The 18,911-nt window shown below is 67.6% G+C and carries 21 protein-coding genes; 12 read left to right on the top strand and 9 right to left on the bottom strand.

Annotated elements, in window-relative coordinates; genetic code table 11:
- Positions 1–61 precede the first annotated feature (61 nt).
- The 3 genes from LWW89_RS06330 to LWW89_RS06320 form a co-directional block, all read right to left on the bottom strand.
- Positions 62–2,230, bottom strand: coding sequence for a TonB-dependent receptor plug domain-containing protein (locus LWW89_RS06330; RefSeq protein WP_293262866.1), 2,169 nt, complete (start codon positions 2,228–2,230; stop codon positions 62–64).
- Positions 2,231–2,440: 210 nt separating this feature from the next.
- The gene (locus LWW89_RS06325) at positions 2,441–3,163 is read right to left on the bottom strand and encodes a hypothetical protein (RefSeq protein WP_293262863.1); all 723 of its coding nucleotides are present in this window, start codon (positions 3,161–3,163) and stop codon (positions 2,441–2,443) included.
- The gene (locus LWW89_RS06320; RefSeq protein ID WP_293262860.1) at positions 3,154–3,702 is read right to left on the bottom strand and encodes a sigma-70 family RNA polymerase sigma factor; all 549 of its coding nucleotides are present in this window, start codon (positions 3,700–3,702) and stop codon (positions 3,154–3,156) included. The genes LWW89_RS06325 and LWW89_RS06320 overlap by 10 nt, the downstream gene beginning before the upstream one ends.
- Positions 3,703–3,862: 160 nt before the next feature.
- Between LWW89_RS06320 and LWW89_RS06315 the strand changes: the two genes are divergently transcribed.
- From LWW89_RS06315 to LWW89_RS06305, 3 genes are all read left to right on the top strand, one after another.
- Positions 3,863–4,765: a metallophosphoesterase gene (locus tag LWW89_RS06315; RefSeq protein WP_293262857.1), complete on the top strand. Its 903-nt coding sequence runs from the start codon at positions 3,863–3,865 to the stop codon at positions 4,763–4,765.
- A gap of 2 nt (positions 4,766–4,767) precedes the next feature.
- Positions 4,768–5,151, top strand: coding sequence for a cupredoxin domain-containing protein (locus tag LWW89_RS06310; protein WP_293262854.1), 384 nt, complete (start codon positions 4,768–4,770; stop codon positions 5,149–5,151).
- 185 nt (positions 5,152–5,336) lie between these two features.
- Positions 5,337–5,726 carry a hypothetical protein gene (locus tag LWW89_RS06305; RefSeq protein WP_293262851.1) on the top strand — a complete coding sequence of 130 codons (390 nt, stop codon included), beginning with the start codon at positions 5,337–5,339 and terminating at the stop codon, positions 5,724–5,726.
- On the opposite strand, the gene LWW89_RS06300 is transcribed toward LWW89_RS06305, so the two are convergent.
- A complete protein-coding gene (locus tag LWW89_RS06300) occupies positions 5,700–6,284 on the bottom strand; it encodes a GNAT family N-acetyltransferase (protein ID WP_293262848.1) in 585 nt (194 codons plus the stop codon). The two genes, LWW89_RS06305 and LWW89_RS06300, sit on opposite strands and share 27 nt — an antisense overlap.
- Positions 6,285–6,388: 104 nt before the next feature.
- Between LWW89_RS06300 and LWW89_RS06295 the strand changes: the two genes are divergently transcribed.
- The 3 genes from LWW89_RS06295 to LWW89_RS06285 are packed head-to-tail and all read left to right on the top strand — an operon-like array spanning position 6,389 to position 7,999.
- A complete protein-coding gene (locus LWW89_RS06295) occupies positions 6,389–6,811 on the top strand; it encodes a hypothetical protein (protein ID WP_293262845.1) in 423 nt (140 codons plus the stop codon).
- Between the two features lie 25 nt (positions 6,812–6,836).
- Positions 6,837–7,499 carry a tRNA adenosine(34) deaminase TadA gene (gene tadA, locus LWW89_RS06290; protein ID WP_293262842.1) on the top strand — a complete coding sequence of 221 codons (663 nt, stop codon included), beginning with the start codon at positions 6,837–6,839 and terminating at the stop codon, positions 7,497–7,499.
- Positions 7,496–7,999 (top strand): L,D-transpeptidase, encoded by a 504-nt coding sequence (locus LWW89_RS06285; RefSeq protein WP_293262839.1) that lies wholly within the window; start codon positions 7,496–7,498, stop codon positions 7,997–7,999. Before tadA ends, LWW89_RS06285 begins: the two co-directional genes overlap by 4 nt.
- Here LWW89_RS06285 and LWW89_RS06280 read toward each other — a convergent pair.
- From LWW89_RS06280 to LWW89_RS06270, 3 genes are read right to left on the bottom strand one after another with little or no spacing between them, the layout of a single operon-like run.
- Entirely contained in the window at positions 7,996–9,105 is a 1,110-nt protein-coding gene (locus LWW89_RS06280) for a copper resistance protein NlpE N-terminal domain-containing protein (RefSeq protein WP_293262836.1), read from the bottom strand. The two genes, LWW89_RS06285 and LWW89_RS06280, sit on opposite strands and share 4 nt — an antisense overlap.
- Positions 9,106–9,140: 35 nt before the next feature.
- Positions 9,141–9,941: an NRDE family protein gene (locus tag LWW89_RS06275; protein ID WP_293262833.1), complete on the bottom strand. Its 801-nt coding sequence runs from the start codon at positions 9,939–9,941 to the stop codon at positions 9,141–9,143.
- 4 nt (positions 9,942–9,945) lie between these two features.
- Complete coding sequence (locus tag LWW89_RS06270) at positions 9,946–11,025, bottom strand: folate-binding protein (protein WP_293262830.1); 1,080 nt, start codon at positions 11,023–11,025, stop codon at positions 9,946–9,948.
- A gap of 286 nt (positions 11,026–11,311) precedes the next feature.
- Here LWW89_RS06270 and mltG point away from each other — a divergent pair, with 286 nt between their 5' ends.
- From mltG to LWW89_RS06240, 6 genes are all read left to right on the top strand, one after another.
- Positions 11,312–12,313, top strand: a complete 1,002-nt coding sequence (gene mltG / locus LWW89_RS06265) for an endolytic transglycosylase MltG (RefSeq protein WP_293262966.1) — start codon at positions 11,312–11,314, stop codon at positions 12,311–12,313.
- A complete protein-coding gene (gene tmk, locus LWW89_RS06260) occupies positions 12,310–12,939 on the top strand; it encodes a dTMP kinase (RefSeq protein ID WP_293262826.1) in 630 nt (209 codons plus the stop codon). Before mltG ends, tmk begins: the two co-directional genes overlap by 4 nt.
- Positions 12,936–14,051, top strand: a complete 1,116-nt coding sequence (holB, locus tag LWW89_RS06255; protein ID WP_293262823.1) for a DNA polymerase III subunit delta' — start codon at positions 12,936–12,938, stop codon at positions 14,049–14,051. The genes tmk and holB overlap by 4 nt, the downstream gene beginning before the upstream one ends.
- A 32-nt stretch (positions 14,052–14,083) precedes the next feature.
- Entirely contained in the window at positions 14,084–14,467 is a 384-nt protein-coding gene (locus tag LWW89_RS06250; RefSeq protein WP_293262820.1) for a PilZ domain-containing protein, read from the top strand.
- A 74-nt stretch (positions 14,468–14,541) separates the two neighbouring features.
- Complete coding sequence (locus tag LWW89_RS06245; protein WP_293262817.1) at positions 14,542–15,360, top strand: TatD family hydrolase; 819 nt, start codon at positions 14,542–14,544, stop codon at positions 15,358–15,360.
- 14 nt (positions 15,361–15,374) lie between these two features.
- Positions 15,375–16,025: an ankyrin repeat domain-containing protein gene (locus LWW89_RS06240; protein WP_293262814.1), complete on the top strand. Its 651-nt coding sequence runs from the start codon at positions 15,375–15,377 to the stop codon at positions 16,023–16,025.
- Positions 16,026–16,122: 97 nt separating this feature from the next.
- On the opposite strand, the gene LWW89_RS06235 is transcribed toward LWW89_RS06240, so the two are convergent.
- Together LWW89_RS06235 and LWW89_RS06230 are read right to left on the bottom strand one after the other, a co-directional pair.
- Positions 16,123–17,964 carry a family 2A encapsulin nanocompartment cargo protein cysteine desulfurase gene (locus LWW89_RS06235; RefSeq protein WP_293262811.1) on the bottom strand — a complete coding sequence of 614 codons (1,842 nt, stop codon included), beginning with the start codon at positions 17,962–17,964 and terminating at the stop codon, positions 16,123–16,125.
- Positions 17,939–18,871: a family 2A encapsulin nanocompartment shell protein gene (locus LWW89_RS06230; protein ID WP_293262808.1), complete on the bottom strand. Its 933-nt coding sequence runs from the start codon at positions 18,869–18,871 to the stop codon at positions 17,939–17,941. The genes LWW89_RS06235 and LWW89_RS06230 overlap by 26 nt, the downstream gene beginning before the upstream one ends.
- Between the last annotated feature and the right edge of the window lie 40 nt (positions 18,872–18,911).

Below are 18,911 nucleotides of genomic sequence, written 5' to 3'. Positions count from 1 at the left end.
GGCCGCCGGATCGATCCGGCGGCCTCTGTTTTTTGCAGGCGGGGCAGTCAGCCCCGATGGGTCAGAACTTCAGGTTCAGCCCGGCGTAAAGCGAGCGCCCCATCCCGGGCACCGGAATGCCATAGCGGGCATCAGCGCCATTCAGCGACATGGTGGTGCCCTGGCCGATGTAGGCGCCGCCCAGGGGCAGGGCGTACTGCTTGTTCAGGACGTTCTCGATACCGATGTCGATCCGGTAGTGCTTGGCGTCGTAGCTGCTGCGCAGGTTCAGGAGCCCGTAGCCGGCGGTCTTCATCTCGTTGCGCACCTGGGAGACGTCGTTCTTGGCGCTGACCAGGACCTCTTCGACCGTATTGGTCCAGTTGCCCAGGCGATGCTCGATGGACAGGCGGGCATTGAACGGCATGATGTTGTACAGGCGGTCGCCGGTACTGGTGTTCTTGCCGTTCACGTAACCGATCACGCCCTTGCCGGTGAATTCACCCACGCCGTCGATCCGGCCCAGCTTGGCGAAGCCGGACAGGTCGATGCCGAACAGGCGCGCCTCGGCATTGACCAACTTCAGGTAGTTGAACTTGTTGGGCGCGCAGGTCGTCAGGCACTTGGCGTCGATGTAGTTATCGACCTTGCTGTAGTACGGCGTGGCCTTGACGCCCCATTCCTTCTGGCTGGCATCGTGCAGGTCGGCGCTGAAACTCAGGGTATTGGCCACCTCGGGCTTGAGGTTCACGTCGCCCACATAGCCGTTGCCGTCGTTGACCCAGTTGTTCATGGTCATGGCCATGCCGTTGGTGGACCAGGTGTAGCGCTCGTACAGGCTCGGCGAACGGGTCTTGCGCGAGAAGCCGCCCTCGTAGGTCTGGAGCGCGTCCGGGGTGAAGCGGACCAGGGCCGTCGCGTCGATGTTGTTGTCGGTTTTCGCCCGGTCGGTGGCATTGAAGCGGGCCGCATCGGCACCGTACATCGCGTTGTAGCCCTGGACGGCGCCGGTATCCATCTTCACCGTGCTGCTGCGCAGGCCCGCCAGGGTCAACCACTTGGGTGACCAGAGCGCCTCCCATTCGGCGAAGACGTCGAAGCGGTTCCGCTGCCCGTCGTTGATGTTCTGGAAGGTGTTCGGCGACATCATCATGGAATTGGCGACCGGCGCCCACCAGTCGCTCAGGCGGTAGCGCTGGTACTCGCTGCCGACCCTGAGGGTATCGCGTTCGCTCAGGGCGATATCGGCCTTGACCAGGGCGCCGGTGTTGCGCCCCTTGGTGTCCATGGGCATGCCGGCGACGTTGCGGTTCATGCCCATGCCGTACCAGTACACCTTGTCCTCGGCGAAGTTCATCTTGTGCCGGGTTTCCTCGTTATAAACCCGGGCCTGCAAGGTGCCCCAGCCGAATTTCCCCGTGTAGCCGAGATTGACCTGGGTGCTCTTGTTGTCGGTCATGTCCATGTGCTGGTTGGGGAAGCCCTGGTAAGGGATGTGCTGGAACCCCACCTTGAAATCGATCAGGTGGTTTTCGTTGCGCAGCGCCACGCCGAGGGACTGGTTCTCCGTCTTGTAGGCGGAGGAGCCGACTTCGTCGCCGGCGATCCAGTGGGTGCCGGCCGTGGTGAAGGTGGCGTTGGTGCCCGGCTTGAAGTCGCGGGCGGCCCGGTAATTCTTGGATTCCGCGGTGGAGCCGCTGTAGGTGACGCTCAGGTTCTCGTTGGCGAAGGTGGCCGAGGCGTTGGCGCCCTTGGCATCGCCGTTGGAGCGGTAGAAGGTGCCCAGTTCGCCGGTGGTCAGCAACCCTTCGCCCGGGTTGGCGAAGCGCGGCCCCTTGGAATTGACCACGATGGTCCCGCCGATGCTGTCGCCGCCGAGGCTGACCGGCGTGATCCCGGCATAGACCTTGATGCTCTCCACGTTGGTCGGGTCGATATAGGAGAGCGGGGGATTCATGTGGTTGCCGCAGGCCGAGATCAGGTCCATGCCATCCACCTTGATCCGGTTGCGGTCGTCCGCCAGGCCGTGGATCACCGGCAGGCTGGAGACGCCGCCGGCACTCGACAGGGCCACGCCGGGCACGTCGCGCAACAGTTCCGCCGTATCGCTGGTGGCCGCGCGCTTGGCCGCGACATCGCCCTTACCCAGCTCGGTGGCTGCCGGTGCCGCCTGGATTTTCCGTGCCGTGACGACGACCTCGGACAACTCGCCCGGATTGTCGGCAGCGAAACCGTTGGAGGCTGCGGCCAAGGGGAAGACCGCTGCCAGTGCCAGAACCAATGCTTTGGGCTGAAATTCCCGTGCGCGCATGAAATACTCCCTGAGTTTTTTAGTGCGCGCATTGTCGGCTCCAGGCCATTCCGGGGGAATGCGGCAATTTGCCGCACTCCGTCAGGCTGGATGGGGAAACCTCTGTCGTGACTGACGCCGCAACCGGCGTCGACGGGGCGGCCACCCGGTTCAGTTCTCGCCGGAAGGCCGCCTCCGTTCCGCCGGCCCCGGCTCCACCTTTTTCCCACCTTCATCGTGCAGCAGGGCCGAGAACTGCCGCAGTTCGTCGCCATTCAGGTCGGAAACGATCCAGTACTGCATGCCGGCGCCGCTCAAGGCGATCAGGTTGTAACCGTCCCGCTCGGTCGTCAGGGACTGGGCCTCGCCACGGAGCGGCCAGACGAACACGTTGATGACGTGGCCCCGGCGGCGATAGACCAGGGCCGCCACCGGCCGTTGGCCGATATAGTCCAGGCGCCCGCCCGACAACATGAACCCCTGGCCGGCGAAGTCGCTGACAGGCGGCGAATAGTCCAGCTTGCCCCCGAACCAAGGCTTGACGGTGTGTTGATCGGTGGATTCCACGTCCTCAAGGTGGGCCACCATCATCGACCGGACGTGGGCGGCCACCACCTGCTCGGCCAGCGGGTTCGCAGTACGCAGCAGAACCCCCTGCTGCATCAGCAAAAAGCTCAACACCACGCCGCAGGCGAAGGCCGCGCCCAGTTTGAGCCATGCCCCTATCGGCATCGGTCGCCGGTTCGCTGTGGGCGCCTGCCCGATCGCTGCCGCCGCCTGGGCGACGTCGCTGCGGATGGCTGCGCGCAATTCGTCGGGCGCCGGGTGGCGGGTGGCGCCGGCCTTGATCGCGGCGCTCAGGTCGTCGTCTTTCCGCTCGCGGGTCATTCCCATTCCCCGTCCGGGCGGCCGAGCAGGTTGCGCAGCATGCGGCGGGCCCGGGCCAGGCGCGACATGACGGTACCGGCCGGTATCGCGGCGACCTGGGCAATTTCCTCGTACGACATTTCCTCGATCTCTCTCAAAATCAGCACCTCGCGAAACGCCGGCGGCAGCTTTTCGATGGCCGCGTCGATCCGTTCGCGCTCGACTTTTTGCAACAGCAATTGCTCCGGGTTGCCCGGGTTTCCCGACGCACCGGGAAAGCCGGACAGGGCCGACTCGCTGTCCCGCTCCTCGTCGAATTCCACCTGCTCCGGCTCGTGCCCGCGATCCCGCAGCCAGGTGTAGCAGGCGTTGCGGACGATCGCCAGGAGCCACGGGCGCGCATCGCCGCCGTAAAAGCCGTCGAAAAACCGGAAGGCCCGCAGGTACGCCTCCTGCACCACGTCCCGGGCCCCCTGGTCGTCCCGCAGCAGCCAGCGCGCCAGGTTGAACGCGGCGTCGAGATGAGGCAGCACGGCCGCTTCAAAGCGTCGGGTTCTGTCAGTCAAACGAGCCTCCTGCATGGAATACCGCCGGCCGCCCGGTTTTATTCCCGTCCGGGCGGGGAGGGCGGGGGCGGGAATAAAGCCGCCCCACGGCCGGTAGTGCATTGCGAGGCCGGCCGATTCCGGCGGGCCTGTCATTCCTTTCTGGTTTCAGGAGGCTGAAATGATCGATCGCAGAAGTTTCATGAAGCTGGCCGCCCTGGGCGGTGGCGCCGTTTTTGCGAGCGGCCTGATCGGGCGGGCGCAGGCGGCCGCGGGCAAGGCCGCACGCCTCTCCGGTTACAGCGATTTCTACTTCGTCCAAATGTCGGACTCCCACTGGGGCTACACCGGTCCCGACAACCCCAATGCCGAGATCACGCTGAAAGAGGCCGTGGCGACGGTCAACAACCTGGAAATCCAGCCCGATTTCATCATTTACACCGGCGACCTGACCCATACCACCGACGACCCGGTGGAGCGGCGCCAGCGCCTGCGGGAATTTCAGGAGATCGTGCGCCCGCTCAAGGTGCGCGACATCCATTTCATTCCCGGCGAGCACGACGCCGGCCTGGACGGCGGCGCGGCCTTCAAGGAGATCATCGGTCCGACGCACTACTCCTTCGACCACAAAGGCGTGCACTTCATCGCCATAGACAACGTTTCCCAGCCGGGTTCCACCATCGGCGACCCGCAGCTGGCATGGCTCAAGGCCGACCTGAGCCGCCAAGCCAAGGACCAGCCCATCGTGGTCATCACCCACCGCCCCCTGTTCGACCTGGTGCCCAAGTGGGATTGGGCGACCCGCGACGGCGACAAGGCCATCGCCCTGCTGATGCCCTACACCAACGTCACGGTGTTCTACGGCCACATCCACCAGGAAAACCACCACATGACCGGGCATATCGCCCACCACTCCGCCAAGTCCCTGATCTTCCCACTGCCGGCACCGGGCTCCCAGGACAAGCGCGAGGCGCTGCCGTGGGACCCCACCATGCCCTACAAAGGCTTGGGGTTCCGTGAAGTGGAGGCCGAAAACAAGGCGAGCGAATACAAGATCGCCGAATACCCGGTGGTAAGGCGCTGACCATGGCTCGCCGAAAAATAATCGCCGTTGGCGCCGGCATCCTGGCCGCACTGGGACTCCTGCTTGGAGCGAACGTGGCGGCCAGGAATTCCACGCCGGCAGCCAGCCAGGAAACAGTGGTCAAGGTCGTGGTGCAGCGCTTCGTCTTCACGCCCACCGAGATCGTGCTGCGCACCGGGCAACCCACCGTGCTGGAATTCCAGTCCCTGGATTTCACCCATGGCTTCAACATCCCGGACCTCAAGATTCGCGCGGACCTTCCGCCCGGCCAGATCATCCGGGTCCACCTGACGCCCCTGAAGCCCGGCGTCTACGACTTTCTCTGCGACAACTTCTGCGGTGCGGGGCATGAACAGATGAACGGCAAGATCATCGTGAAAAATTGAGAGGGAAACTGGGCGCCCAACGACTACCAGGCCAGGCGCATTCTTTACGCGTACGCCCAGCCCAAAGCTATCGGACAAGGCATGGCGGCACATTTATATGGACACAATTGACGCGTATTTCTTGTTGAGCGCTGAATACCTTAAGCATAATTAGTTCATAAACACGAACTTAACGGTTTCAACGGATGAGTACATTACTTCGGATCATTGCTTGGTGTGTGTTGGTGCTTAGTGGTTTTGGTATCGGCGCAATTACTGCCGTGGTACGGGGCTGGGGTTCGCCAGTCGTTACCCTTGAGCTTGCCAACCAATCAGGCCGCTCAATTCAGTCTTTCGTAGTTCGCTACGACACCTGTGGCAACAAGGCTTCCATCACCAGCGAAGGACCGTCAGCCGGCCAATCCAAGAGAATCTATTTCTCAGTCTGCGGCGAGGGGGGCTATGCGCTTGAAGTCGTTTTCTCAGATGGGCAACGTATGGTCAGCCGGAACAGCTATGTCGAGTCGGGTTACTCCATAACCGAGGTTGTAACTGCCAATACGATTGACTCAAAACAACCCATCTATGGCTTGTAGGGCCGGCGCGACCCGATAGCAAGCATCCGCCCCGTAGCTTGCCAATTCCTCGGTCAAGGCCGGTGGCAAGGGGTGATCCGGCGCCGTAAAGCCAAAGCGCTCCCAGAACGCCCCGGACTGTTGCACTGCCACCAGGGTGAGCCGGGCCAGGCCCGCCTCGCGCGCCGCGGCGAAGGCCTGGGCCACCAGCCGGTCGCCCAGGGCCAGGCCCCGGGCGGTGCGGTCCACGGCCAGATCGTGCAGGTGCAGGACAAGGTCCGCGCCAGTATTGGCTTTCCGGGCAGCGGCGGGATCGCCGTCGGGGGCGCTGTCCAGGCGCGGCGGGTGCAGGTAGGCCGCTGGCTGGGCGAACAGATAGGCGAGCTGGCGGTTGGCACCGTCGCAGGCCACCCAGCAGGTGTTGCCGCTGTGGCGCAGCTTGGCGGCGAAGGTGGCGGCGGATTCGAGCAGGTCGGCGTGGTAACAACGGGCCTGGATGGCCAGCACCGCCGGCAGGTCGTCGGCCGTCATCGGGCGAATGACGACCTCGCGGCCGGAATGGGGCAGGGGAGAGGTCATGGGGACGTCCGGGAGCGGGGCAAGGCGCGGGCTCGATGCCCTCCCTGGCGCTCCCTGTGGGTACGATTTAAGATAACGTTATCGCTATTCTACCATGTGCCGCCATGCCCCCCACCGACACGCCCCCGGACACTGCCGTTGCCGATGCCTCCGAGGCTGCCACTCTGAGTGAAGTTACGGATTCGGCAGCGCCAGCCACCAGCCCGGCGGAAGGAAACAGCGAAGAAACTGAACTCAATCCCGCCAGGCCTCGCGGGCGTCCCCGGACCCGGGCGTCCGACCGGGCCGAGCAGGTGCGCCAGAACATGCGCCTCTACCGGGCCCGCCGTACCGCCGAACTGGCCGCCCTAGGGAGGGAACTTGAAGTCCTGTCCCAGGCCGTGGCCAGCGGCGATCCGCGCCAGACCTACGCGGCCGCCGCCGCCGTGGTCGGCGTATGGAGCAACAGCATACTTAAAGATAACGTTATCAAAACAAAAGCCAAGCGCCTCGCCGATGGCGCAATTGGAGCCTCCGATCCAGCGTAAAGGATCGCCCGCAGGCGCCCCCGCCATGCAGTACACTTCCGCCCCAGTCCATTTATCGCCCCGTCCCGTGTCCGCCGAAGCCCTTTCCGACGAATTCTTCATGCGCGAAGCCCTGTCCCTGGCGCAGGCCGCCGGCTGCCTGGGGGAAGTGCCGGTGGGCGCCGTGGTGGTCAAGGACGGAGTGATCGTCGGCCGGGGCTTCAATGCGCCCATCGGCGAGCACGACCCGACGGCCCACGCCGAGGTGGTGGCGCTGCGCGACGCGGCGCGCAACCTGGGCAACTACCGGCTCACCGGCTGCGACCTGTACGTGACCATCGAACCCTGCCTGATGTGCACCGGCGCCATCTTCCACGCCCGCATCCGCCGGGTGGTCTATGGCGCCCGGGACGCCAAGACCGGCGTGGCGGGCAGCGTGGCCGACCTGTACGCCGAGGAAAAGCTCAACCACCACGCGGAAATCGTCGGCGGCGTGCTGGCCGAGGAATGCGGCGGCGTGGTGTCCGCCTTCTTCGCCGAGCGGCGCAAGGCGGGCCGGGCGGCGCGCAAGGCCACCAAGGCACGCTACGCGGCGGTAGCGAATCCACCCGGTGGCGTCGTGGCGGACGTCACGGTGGAAGCCAGCGTGGAGACGGTGGAAGTGATCGAACTGGTGCCCTTGCCGGGCACGGGAGCGGAGCGGGAATGAGCGCGGATCGGCCTTACATCCGGATATCCCTGGCTCGCCAGGTGCTGGAACTGCGCAACGGTGACGACCGGGTGCTGGCCACCTACCCGATTTCGACCGCGGCCCGGGGCGCCGGGGAGCAGAGCGGCAGCTACCAGACCCCCCGGGGCGAGCATTACGTGAGGGCCCGCATCGGCCAGGGCCAACCGGCCAATACCGTGTTCGTGGCGCGGCGCCCCACCGGCGAGGTGTGGACCCCGGCCCTGGGCGAACAGGCGCCCGAGCGGGACTGGATACTGAGCCGCATCCTCTGGCTGTGCGGCAGGGAGCCCGGGCACAACCGCCTGGGCCAGTGCGACTCGATGCGCCGCTACATCTACATCCACGGCACCGCCGACGAGCACCTGCTCGGCCAGCCGGCCTCCCATGGCTGCATTCGCATGGCCAATGCCGACGTGATCGACCTGTTCGAGCAGGTGCCGGTCGGCACCCGGGTGCTGATCGCCGAAGACGACGCCTAGCGTCCCGGCCTGGCCGGGCAGGCCTGGACGCCGTCCAGGCGCTCGAAGCGTTCCACTACCAAGGTCGGCTGAGGGGGCTGGCTTTCCTCCGTGCCGGTCTGCCGTACCAGGCGGGCCTCCACCGCAGCGCGCAGGGGAGCGCCGGGCTTGAGCTTGAGCCGGCCGCGCAGGGCGCCGTAGGCCCGTTCCAGGGTCGGATAATCACCGCTCGCGGCCACAGGCCAGGTCCGCCCCGTGGCGCACTCGCGGAAGAAGGGCGCATCGGCCTGGTAGGAGAGCTGCCCCACCAGCTGCAAGGGGTCCTCGACCTCGGCGTATTCCACCATGCGCAGTTCCCGGGCAGGACGTTGCAGGCGGTCGTCGTTGTCCAGGCGCAGCAGGGTGCGGGCATCCACCAGGCCGAAGCGGTGGGGCACCTCGGACCCGCTGAAGAGGGTCAGGCGGGTGCCTTCGGCGTTGAAGCGGAAGGTGCCGAAATCGGTGTAGGGCGCCACGCCGCCACCGATGGCGACGCGAAAGACGTAGGTGCCGTCCTCGCGCAGGTCCAGGGCCAGGTCGTTGCCGCCGGTGCCGTCGGCATCGTCGCCGTCGAAGCGGGCCGGCAGCATGATCTCGCCACGCCCGGGCAGGACCAGCCGGGAGGTGGGAACCCGGTCCAGCCGGTAGCTGAAGGCGGATTTGATCCGCCGGCCGTTGCGGTCGAGCATGACCAGGGCGGAACGCTCGCCGCTGTCGTCGAACAGAAAGCCGCGCCGGTTTTCCTTGTTCTGGGGATCGAGCCATAGCTGGGTGCGGCCGTTGCCGGCCCGGGTCAGGGCGTACTCGCCGCGGGAATCGAAGCTCTGGTCGCCGTCCCGGGTGGCCAGGTAGGTTTCCCGCAGGCGGAATTCCCGGGGCTGGCCGCTTTCCGCCTCGTGCACCAGGGTCAGGTCCATGCGGATGCCGGCGCAGTCGGCGCAGGGCAGGGTGCCGGCATAGCGGGTGAGCAGGGTGCTCACCGCTTCCTGGGACTTGGGCAGGGGCGTCGCCGGCGCAGCGTGCGCGGCAGGCGCCAGGGCCAGGGCGGCCCACAGGAGCAGGGTCGGAGCGCGAACGGAAAGGCTCATGTCGTCATGGGGCAATCGGAACAGGCGGGCGGTGCCTAAAAGGTGCCCAGGATAACCGGCGGCCCCTCGGCCCCGCCAGGGCCGAAAGCCTGCTCGTGGAGCAGCACCGCCCCGTCGCGCCGGCACAGGGCCACGGTGGAAGCCCGGGTGCCGTAGGCCACCCCGGCCGTGCCGCGCACGAACACCGAGGACAGGCGCCGCTCCCACTCCAGCCCCACACCGGTGTCCGGCAGGCAGGCATCGGGCACGATCTCGTCGTCGGCCAGCAGGGCCAGGCAGGGCGCCAGGTCCGGCAAGCGGGAAAGGGCCTGGGCAAAGGCGGCCTTGGCGCTGGTCAGCTTGGGCCAGGGGGTGTCCAGCAGGTGGTTGGACACACCGTAGATGCCTGGTGGCAGCAGGCGCACCCGGCTTGCGGAGCCTTGCCCGCCATCCTTGCCGGCAGGGTCGCGATTGGACAGATAGCCCAGGGTGTCGCCGTCCGCCACCAGCAGGTTGTAGCCCGAATAGCGTTCAAACGGAGCGTCGGCCAGTTCCGCCAGGTAATCCTCCGGCGTCGCGTCGCCGGCGAGAAAGGCGCTGGTGAGGCTCCCCCGGGAATGGGTTCCCTTGGGCGCGTCGCGGCCTTCCCGCACGTTCGTCACGGCGGCGAAGCGCCCGCCCCGGGTCAGCCCCAGCCAGGTGCCGCCGGCTTCCAGGTCCCGGCCCGCCAGGATGTCGGGCGCATCGCTCCAGGGGGCCGCCGGGGCCGTGGGCCGGGCGTACCACTCGTCCCGGTTGGCGGCCACCGCCAGGGGGTAGTCCGGATGCACCTGCCAGGCGACGACGATCAGGCACATGGGTTCAGGCCGCCGGAGCTTCGCTCATGTAGGCGGGCAGGCGGGGTGCCGCCAGTTCGACCGGCGCCTCGCCGCTGCTGTGAATCGAGGCGTCCAGGGCGTTTTCCTGGATCACCGCCAGCACTTCGAAGCCCCCCGCCGGCGACGGGGCGGAAATCACCACCTGGCCGCAGGACTGGTCGGGCAGGGCGGACGAGAACAGCTCGGCCCCGGGGGCCAGGTCCGCGGCGGCGGTGGCTTGGTACATGTGGCGCTTGACCTTGCCCAGGTATTGGGTGCGGGCGACGATTTCCTGGCCCGGGTAGCAGCCCTTGTGGAAGGACACGCCGCCGATGCGCTCGAAGTTGGCCATCTGGGGCACGAAAGCCTCCTGGGTGGCGGCGGACAGGTGGGGCACCCCGGCGCGCACGTCGAGCAGGTGCCAGGCCCGGGCACCCACCGGACGGGCCACGGCGGCAAGCCGGTCCCAGGTGGCGGCGGCCTGGTCGGCCGGCACTGCCAGCTCGAAGCGGGCAGCGTCGATGCGCAGTACCTCGCCGACGGCGCCGGCGGCGGTCTTGCCCAGCTCGGGCACGGCCAGGCCCAGGCCGGCCACCAGCTCGGCGGCACGGGCACCGGCCAGGCCGAACACGGCCACGTCGTCGCTGCGGTCGGCCAGGATCACCTTGGCGCGCAGCACGAACATGGTCAGGCGTTTCTTGATGAAGGCCATCTGGTCGGCAGAAAAGCGCAGCCGGTAGGTGCCCGCGTCGGCGCCGCGCCAGATGGCGAAGGTGGTGTACATGCGCCCCTTGGCCGAGCACCAGGCCGCCCGCAGCCACTGGTCCGGCGCCAGGTGGTTGATGTCGTTGGTCATCTGGTTGTGCAGGAAGCTTGCGGCATCGGCGCCGCTGGCATCGAGCACCGCCAGGTGGGTCAGGGGCGCGACCACGGTGCCGGCGGCGTCCGCGACGGCAGCGGCCTCGGCCCGGGCGTCGCCGAAATCGCTCACCGCGCGGCCAGCCTCAGGGCGGCAGGCGCCGGCGGCGTCGAGCCGGGCGAACAGGGAAGCCAGAGGGGAGGGGAGGGGTTGTTCTGCGCTCATTGGGGAATCTCCGGGGGGAGTTGCTTGTAGTGTTGGGCCGGACCGGCTGTCGCTGCCCGGCTGGCGGTAAGGATCGCCGCCAAGACGCGGTATTATAGGCACCCCGCCCGGCGCCGTTGCGCCATGCCCTTCGTTGGTGCGGGATTCCGACCGTCCTATGCCACCCCGTCCGCCTTCCTCCGCATCGTCGCGCAAGACGCCCGCTGCCCGCGAGCCCAAGTCTTCCAAGCCCGCAAAGCCCCGCAAAGCCGCTTCCCGGCGCCGGGGGGGCAATTCCGGCTTTTCCCTGCCGCGCTTCCTGTTCAAGCTGCTGGCCCTGGTGCTCCTGCTCGGTGGCCTGGCCGCGGCGGCAGTAGCCTGGCTGCCCCTGCCCCTGGCCAATTCGCCCCTGGATTTTCACATCGAGCGGGGCAGCAGCCTGAAGAGCGTGGCCCGGCAGGTGAACGAGGCCGGCGTCGGCGCTCCGCCCCTGGCCCTGGAACTGCTCGGCCGCCTGACCGGTTCTGCCGCCATGATCAAGGCCGGCAGCTACGAGGTGCACAAGGGCGTGACCCTGTGGGCCCTGCTCGCCAAGCTGACCCGGGGCGACACCAGTCAGGGCGAACTGGCGGTGATCGAGGGCTGGACCTTCCGCCAACTGCGCGAAAAGCTCGACGCCAACCCGGATCTGCGCCACGACACCGCCGGCCTGAGCAATGCGGAACTGTTGCGCCGTCTTGAAATTCCCGACGCCCATCCCGAGGGCCTGTTCCTGCCCGACACCTATCTGTTCGACAAGCGCTCCAGCGACCTGGACCTGCTCAAGCGCGCCCACCGGGCGATGCAGGCGCGCCTGGCCGAGGAATGGGCGGTGCGGGCGCCGGGGCTGCCCTACAAGTCGCCCTACGAGGCCCTGATCATGGCCTCCATCGTCGAGAAGGAAACGGGCCGGGCCGAAGACCGGCCCATGGTGGCCGCCGTGTTCGTCAACCGGCTGCGCCGCGGCATGTTGCTGCAGACCGATCCCAGCGTGATCTACGGCATGGGCGAGAGCTACGCCGGCAACATCCGCCGCCGCGACCTGCTGGCCGACACCCCCTACAATACCTACACCCGCCCCGGCCTGACGCCGACCCCGATCGCCCTGCCGGGCGTGGCCGCCCTGCGCGCCGCCCTGCATCCAGCGGCCAGCGAGGCGCTGTACTTCGTGGCCCGGGGCGACGGCTCCAGCCAATTTTCCGCCACCCTGGACGAGCACAACCAGGCCGTGAACCGCTACATCCTCAAACGGGCCCCGCAAACGCCATGACCCCACCGTCCCCCACCCGCGGCAAGTTCATCACCTTCGAAGGGATCGACGGCGCCGGCAAGAGCACCCACATCGACTGGCTGTGCCACTGGCTGCGCGGCCAGGGCAGAGAGGTGGTGTCCACCCGGGAACCCGGCGGCACGCCGCTGGGCGAAAAGCTGCGCACCCTGATCCTCAACGAGCCGATGCACCTGGAAACCGAAGCCCTGTTGGTGTTCGCCGCCCGCCGCGAGCACCTGGCCGAGGTGATCGAGCCGGCCCTGGCCCGGGGGGCCTGGGTGGTTTCGGACCGTTTCACCGACGCCACCTTCGCCTACCAGGGCGGCGGCCGGGGCATTTCCCGGGACAAGCTGCAAACCTTGGAAACCTGGACCCACGGCCATCTCCAGCCCGACCTGACCCTGCTCTTCGACCTACCCCTGGAAGTAGCCCGCCAGCGCATCATCGCCGAGCGCAACCTGGATCGCTTCGAGCGGGAGCAGGCCGAATTCCATGAGCGGGTGCGCCTGGCCTACCTGGACCGGGCCGCCAAATCCCACGGCCGAATCCGCGTCCTGCAATCGGACCGGACGCCGGAAGAAATTCGCAAATCGCTCGAAGAAATTGTCGTAGCGTTCTGTAAATGAACGTACTTTCCCTTCATCAGCCCCTCTGGGAAAAGCTCCAGGCACGCCGAGCCCAGCTTCCCCATGCCTTGCTGCTGCACGGCCAGCAGGGGCTGGGCAAGCTGGCCCTGGCCCGGGCCTTTGCCGCCTCGCTGCTGTGCGACGCCCCCCGGAGCGACGGCCAGGCCTGCGGCGACTGCCCGGCCTGCCACTGGCTGGCCCAGGGTAACCACCCGGATTTCCGCCTGCTCCAGCCTGCCGCCCTGGCCGAGGACGATGGGGACGGGGAAAGCCCTGCCGCCGCCAGCGGCAGCAAGAAGCCCAGCCAGCAGATCACCATCGACCAGGTGCGCGGGCTGGACGACTTCCTCCACGTCGGCACCCATCGCCAGGGCTTGCGGGTGGTGATCGTGTGCCCGGCCGAGGCGATGAACCGCAACACGGCCAATGCCTTGCTGAAGACCCTGGAAGAGCCCCTGGCCGCCACCCACTTCCTGCTCGTCAGCCACGAGCCGGACCGACTGCTGCCCACCATCCGCAGCCGCTGCCAGACGGTGGCCGTGGCCACCCCGGACCTTTCCGCCGGCAGCGCTTGGCTCGAAGCGGCGGTTGCCGGCCTGGGCCACGACGAGGCCCAGCGCTGGCTGGCCCTGGCCGGAGGCGCCCCCTTGCTGGCGGCCGAGCTGGCAGCCCCGCCGGAAGGTGGGCGCAAGGGCAGCAAGGGCGGTGAAAACCGCAACCTGGCTCTGCTCACCGAACTCAACGCCCAGCTTGCCCAGGGGGCACGCCTGAGTCCCCTGGCTGCGGCGGCGGCCCTGGACAAGACCCTCAAGGCCGACAAGGAGGAGGGCGGGGCCGGCGGCCTCAAGCAGCTGGTGATCTGGTGGCAGAAGTGGCTGGTGGACCTGACCCTGGCCCGGGCCGGCAATCCGGCCCGCTACTTCCTCGCCGAAGGCGGGGCCCTGCGCCAGTTGGGCGAACAGGCCGACACGGAAGAACTCTTCCGATTCAACAGGCTGCTGACGAAATACAAAGCACTTTCTGAGCATCCGCTGAACACCCGGCTGTTCCTCGAAGAGCTGTTTTCCGGCTATGCTGGCGTCTTCCAGCAAGGGCGGGGCCGCAGGTCCTGACCCCTTCCACCTTGCACCTACGAGGTCGCGGAATGTCCGATACCGGCAAAAACCACGGCAGCGCGAGCGCCATCGCGCCGCGGCCGAGCGTACTGTCCCTCAACATCAACTCCAAGTCGGCCCTCTACGCCGCCTACATGCCCCACCTCAAGAACGGGGGAATCTTCATTCCCACCAACCGGGGCTACCACCTGGGGGACGAAGTGTTCATGCTGCTGTCCCTGATGGAAGACCCGACCAAGCTGCCGATCGCCGGCAGCGTGGTGTGGCTCACCCCCGCCGGCGCCCAGAACGGCAAGGCCCAGGGCATCGGCGTCCATTTCAAGGACGACGAGAGCGGCAAGGAAGCGCGCCGCAAGATCGAGGGCCTGCTGGGCGGCGTGCTTCAGTCGAGCCGCCCGACCCACACCCTGTAACCTGCCGCCGGCATCCTTCCAGTTCTTCCCGTTCCAACCGTAACCGGCGCCCCCTGGGGCGCCCGCACCGCCCCATGTCCGCCGAAACATCCACGCCCCAATCCCCCCTGCGCCTGATCGATTCCCACTGCCACCTGGACTTCGACGACCTGGCCGTCCAATTGCCCCAGGTGCTCCAGGCCATGAGGGACAACGGCGTGGTCGGCGCCATGGCCATCGGCGTGAACCTGGAGGATTTCCCCCGGGTTCTGGCCCTCGCCGAGGCGCACCCTCACATCTTCGCCAGCATCGGCGTGCATCCCGAATACAACGACTGCCAGGAGCCCGACGAGGCCACCCTGGTCCGGCTGGCCAGCCACCCGAAAGTGATCGCCATCGGCGAGACCGGCCTTGATTACTACTGGCAGAAGGAAAAGCCCGAGTGGCAGCGGGAACGCTTTCGCCGGCACATCCGGGCCGCCGTGGCCGTGGGCAAGCCCCTGGTGATCCACACCCGGGACTCTGCCGAGGACACCCTGCGGGTGCTGCGGGAAGAGGGCGCCGACCGGGTCGGCGGGATCATGCACTGCTTCACCGAGAACTGGGAGGTGGCCGACCAGGCCCTGGAACTGGGCTTCCACCTGTCGTTTTCAGGCATCGTCACCTTCAAAAACGCCCAGACCGTCAAGGAAGTCGCCGCCAAGGCTCCCCTGGAGCGCATCCTGGTGGAGACCGATTCCCCCTATCTGGCGCCCGTGCCTTACCGGGGCAAGCTCAACCAGCCCGCCTACGTGCGCTACGTGGCCGAGGAAATCGCCGCCCTGCGCGGCCTGACGGTGGAGGAGGTGGCCCAGGCCACCACCGCGAACTTCATCGCCCTGTTTCCCCAGACCCGCGCCGCCCTGGCGGCCTGACCCGGAGCCCCCTCATGGTCCGCCGCACCTTTGCCGCCATTGCCCTAACCCTCGCGGCCACCCTGCCGCTCCCGGTCCGGGCCGAAGCCCTGGACGACGTCCTCAAGGCCGCCACCATGGGCGATACGTCCGAAGTGGTTTCCTGGCTGCGCCGCGGCGTCGAGCCTGACACCTCCGACGCCAACGGCAACACCCTGCTGGCCCTGGCGGCCAAGAACGGCCACGCCGAACTGGTGGCGCTGCTGCTCAAGGCCCACGCCAATCCCAGTCAGGCCAACCGCTTCGGCGAAGACCCCCTGCTTCAGGCCGCCTACAACGGCCGCCTGGACGTGGTGAAGCTGCTGGTCCGCGCCGGCGTCGACATCAACCGCAGCAAGGGCTGGACGCCCCTGGGCTACGCGACCTACCAGGGGCATGAAGAAGTAGCCGACTACCTGCTCGACCAGGGGGCCGACGTGGACGTGGCGCTGCACAACGGCACCACCCCTCTGATGCTGGCCGCCCGTAACGGCCACCTAGGATTGGTCAAGCTACTGCTCGAATACAAAGCCGACACCACCCTGCGCAACGACGCCGGCCTTTCGGCCAAGGACTGGGCGCTCAAGGCCAAAAACACCGACATTGCCGACCTGATCGACCAGGCGGCGAAGCGGCAGGGGCACTGACGTCAATAACGCCCATTCTCCCGGGCACAACCGCACTGCCAAATGAAAAAAGCCCCCCACCCGCAAGGATGGGGGGCTTTGCTTTGGCAGGCTGCCATCAACGGTTGCCCTTGCCTCGGGCCAGCCGGTGCAGCACGGCCACCAGGGTATCGACCTCCTCGCAGGTGTTGTAGAAGGCCAGGGACGGGCGCACCGTCGCTTCCAGTCCGAAGCGACGCAGGATCGGCTGGGCGCAGTGGTGGCCGGAGCGCACCGCGATGCCCTCCCGGTTGAGGGCCGTGCCCACCTCCTCGGTGCGATAGCCTTCGAGCACGAAGGACAGCACGCTGGTCTTGTCCCGGGCGGTGCCCACCAGGCGCAGCCCGGGGACGGTCTTCAGCCCCTGGGTGGCGTAGTCGAGCAGCAGGTGCTCGTACTGGGCGATGGCCTCCAGGCCGATCCGCTCCACGTAGTCCAGGGCGGCCCCCAGGCCCACCGCGTCGGCGATGTTGCCGGTGCCGGCCTCGAACTTGTTGGGCGGGGGCTGGTACAGGGTCCGCTCGAAGGTCACATCGGCGATCATATTGCCGCCGCCCTGCCAGGGAGGCATCGACTCCAGCAGCGCCTTCTTGGCGTAGACCACGCCAATGCCGGTGGGGGCGAACACCTTGTGCCCTGAGAAGACGAAGAAGTCCGCATCCAGGGCCACCACGTCAGTGCGCAGGTGGGAGACGGACTGGGCCCCGTCCACCAGCACCTTGGCGCCCGCCCGGTGGGCTAGCTCCACGATCTGCCGGACCGGGGTGACCGTGCCCAGGGCGTTGGATACCTGGGTGATGGCCACCAGCCTGGTCCGCCCGTTGAGCAGCTTCCGGTACTCGTCGAGCAGGACCTGGCCGTCGTCGTCCACCGGGATCACCCGCAGGGTGGCGCCTTTTTCCGCCGCCAACTGCTGCCAGGGAACGATGTTGGCGTGGTGCTCCAGCAGCGACACCAGGATCTCGTCCCCGGCCCCCACGTTCTGGATACCCCAGGTCTTGGCCACCAGATTGATGGCCTCGGTGGCGCCGCGCACGAAAACGATCTCTTCCGGCGAGCCGGCGCCGATGAAGCGGGCCACCTTGTGCCGCGCCGCCTCGTAGGCGTCCGTGGCCCGGGCGGCCAGTTCGTGGGCGGCCCGGTGGATGTTGGAGTTCTCGTGGGCGTAGAACCAGGCCAGCCGGTCGATCACCACCTGGGGCTTGTGGGTGGTGGCGGCGTTGTCGAACCAGATCAGGGGCCGGCCGTTCACCCGCTCGGCCAGTATCGGAAAATCCCGCCGCACCGCGTTGATGTCGAAGGGCGGCCGCACCGGCTGGATCTGGGCGGGAGCCTCCGGCGGCGCAGCGTAGCGCTGCCCCTGGGGTCCGCCGGCGTCGAGGAAGTAGAACCCGGGAGCCGTGGCCTCCTGGCGCACTGCCTCGCCCCGGCTGGAACCGGCTCCGGCCTCTGCCAACAGGGCCTTGAGCGCCGCATCCCCAGGCAGGCCGAAGGATTCGGGCGCGGCGGAGCCGCCGGGCAGCAGGGCCGCCTCGGACAAGCCGAAGGGAGCGTTCCGGTGAGCGCTCGATTCGCCAACGAAGTAGTAGGGGCTGGCCGGCCCCGGCGCCCCGGAAAGGGGCACCGTGGGCAGGGCCGCCGCGTAGGCGGCGGGAACGGCCGGCGCCGCGCTGCCGCCCCGGGGCGGGGCACCGGCAACCACCGGTTCGGGCGAGGGCTGGTCGAGGGCCACGCCGGGAGAAGCCTCCACCACCGGGGCCGCAGCCGAAGGGGCGGCCGGGGCGAAGGCGGGGGAGGCCCCGCCCCCTGGCAGCGCGGCGAAGAACTCGCCCGCCAGCCGGCTCAGGGTCGCCACGTCGGGCAAGCCCGGCGGTGCGGCGAGCCCGGCCACGCCATTACTTGTAGGTGTCGGGGTAGTCATGGTACTTGCCGATCTCCACGTCATCGAGAACCGCCAGGGCATCTTCGGTCAGCACCGCCAGCGAGCAATACAGCGAAATCAGGTAGGAGGCGATGGCGTTGCGGTTGATGCCCATGAAGCGCACCGACAGGCCCGGGCTCTGCTCGCCGGCCAGGCCGGGCTGATACAGGCCGACCACGCCCTGACGCTTGTCGCCGACGCGCAGCAGCAGGATCTTGGTCTTGCCGTCCTCGTCGATGGGCACCTTGTCCGAGGGGATCAGGGGCAGGCCGCGCCAGGTGAGGAACTGGGAGCCGAACAGGCTCACCGTCGGCGGGGGCACGCCGCGGCGGGTGCATTCCCGGCCGAAGGCGGCGATCGCCAGGGGGTGGGCGAGGAAGAAACCCGGCTCCTTCCACACCTTGGCGATCAGCTCGTCCAGGTCGTCCGGGGTCGGGGCGCCGGTGAGGGTGGAAATGCGCTGGGTCGGGTCCACGTTGGCGAGCAGCCCGTATTCCGGGTTGTTGATCAACTCGCTTTCCTGGCGCTCCTTGATGGTCTCGATGGTGAGGCGCAGCTGCTCCTTGATCTGGTCGTGGGGGCTGCTGTAGAGGTCCGAGACCCGGGTGTGCACGTCCAGGATGGTGGTGACGGCGTTGAGGAAGTATTCCCGGGGCTGGTCCTCGTAATCGACAAAGGTCTGGGGCAGTTCGGCCTCGTCGCGGCGGGAGCAGGCCACCCGGATCTGGGCGGCGTTCTTGACCTTGTTGAGGCGGAAGATGCCAGCCTCCACGGGTTGCCATTGCAGCAGATGCACCAGCCAGCGGGGGGTGATGATCGAATACTGGGGAACGGTTTTGGTGGCGTTGGCCAACTGCCGCGCGGCGTGGTCGCCGAGGGCCTGGCGTACGTCCTGGTTTTCAGCCATGTCGTGCTCCTGAGCAGGTTAATGGGGGATGCAACAGCCG

Origin of the sequence: Oryzomicrobium sp., from assembly GCF_021287045.1 — a bacterium.
Taxonomy (GTDB): domain Bacteria; phylum Pseudomonadota; class Gammaproteobacteria; order Burkholderiales; family Rhodocyclaceae; genus Oryzomicrobium.
This window is presented reverse-complemented; position numbering and strand designations above follow the sequence as displayed.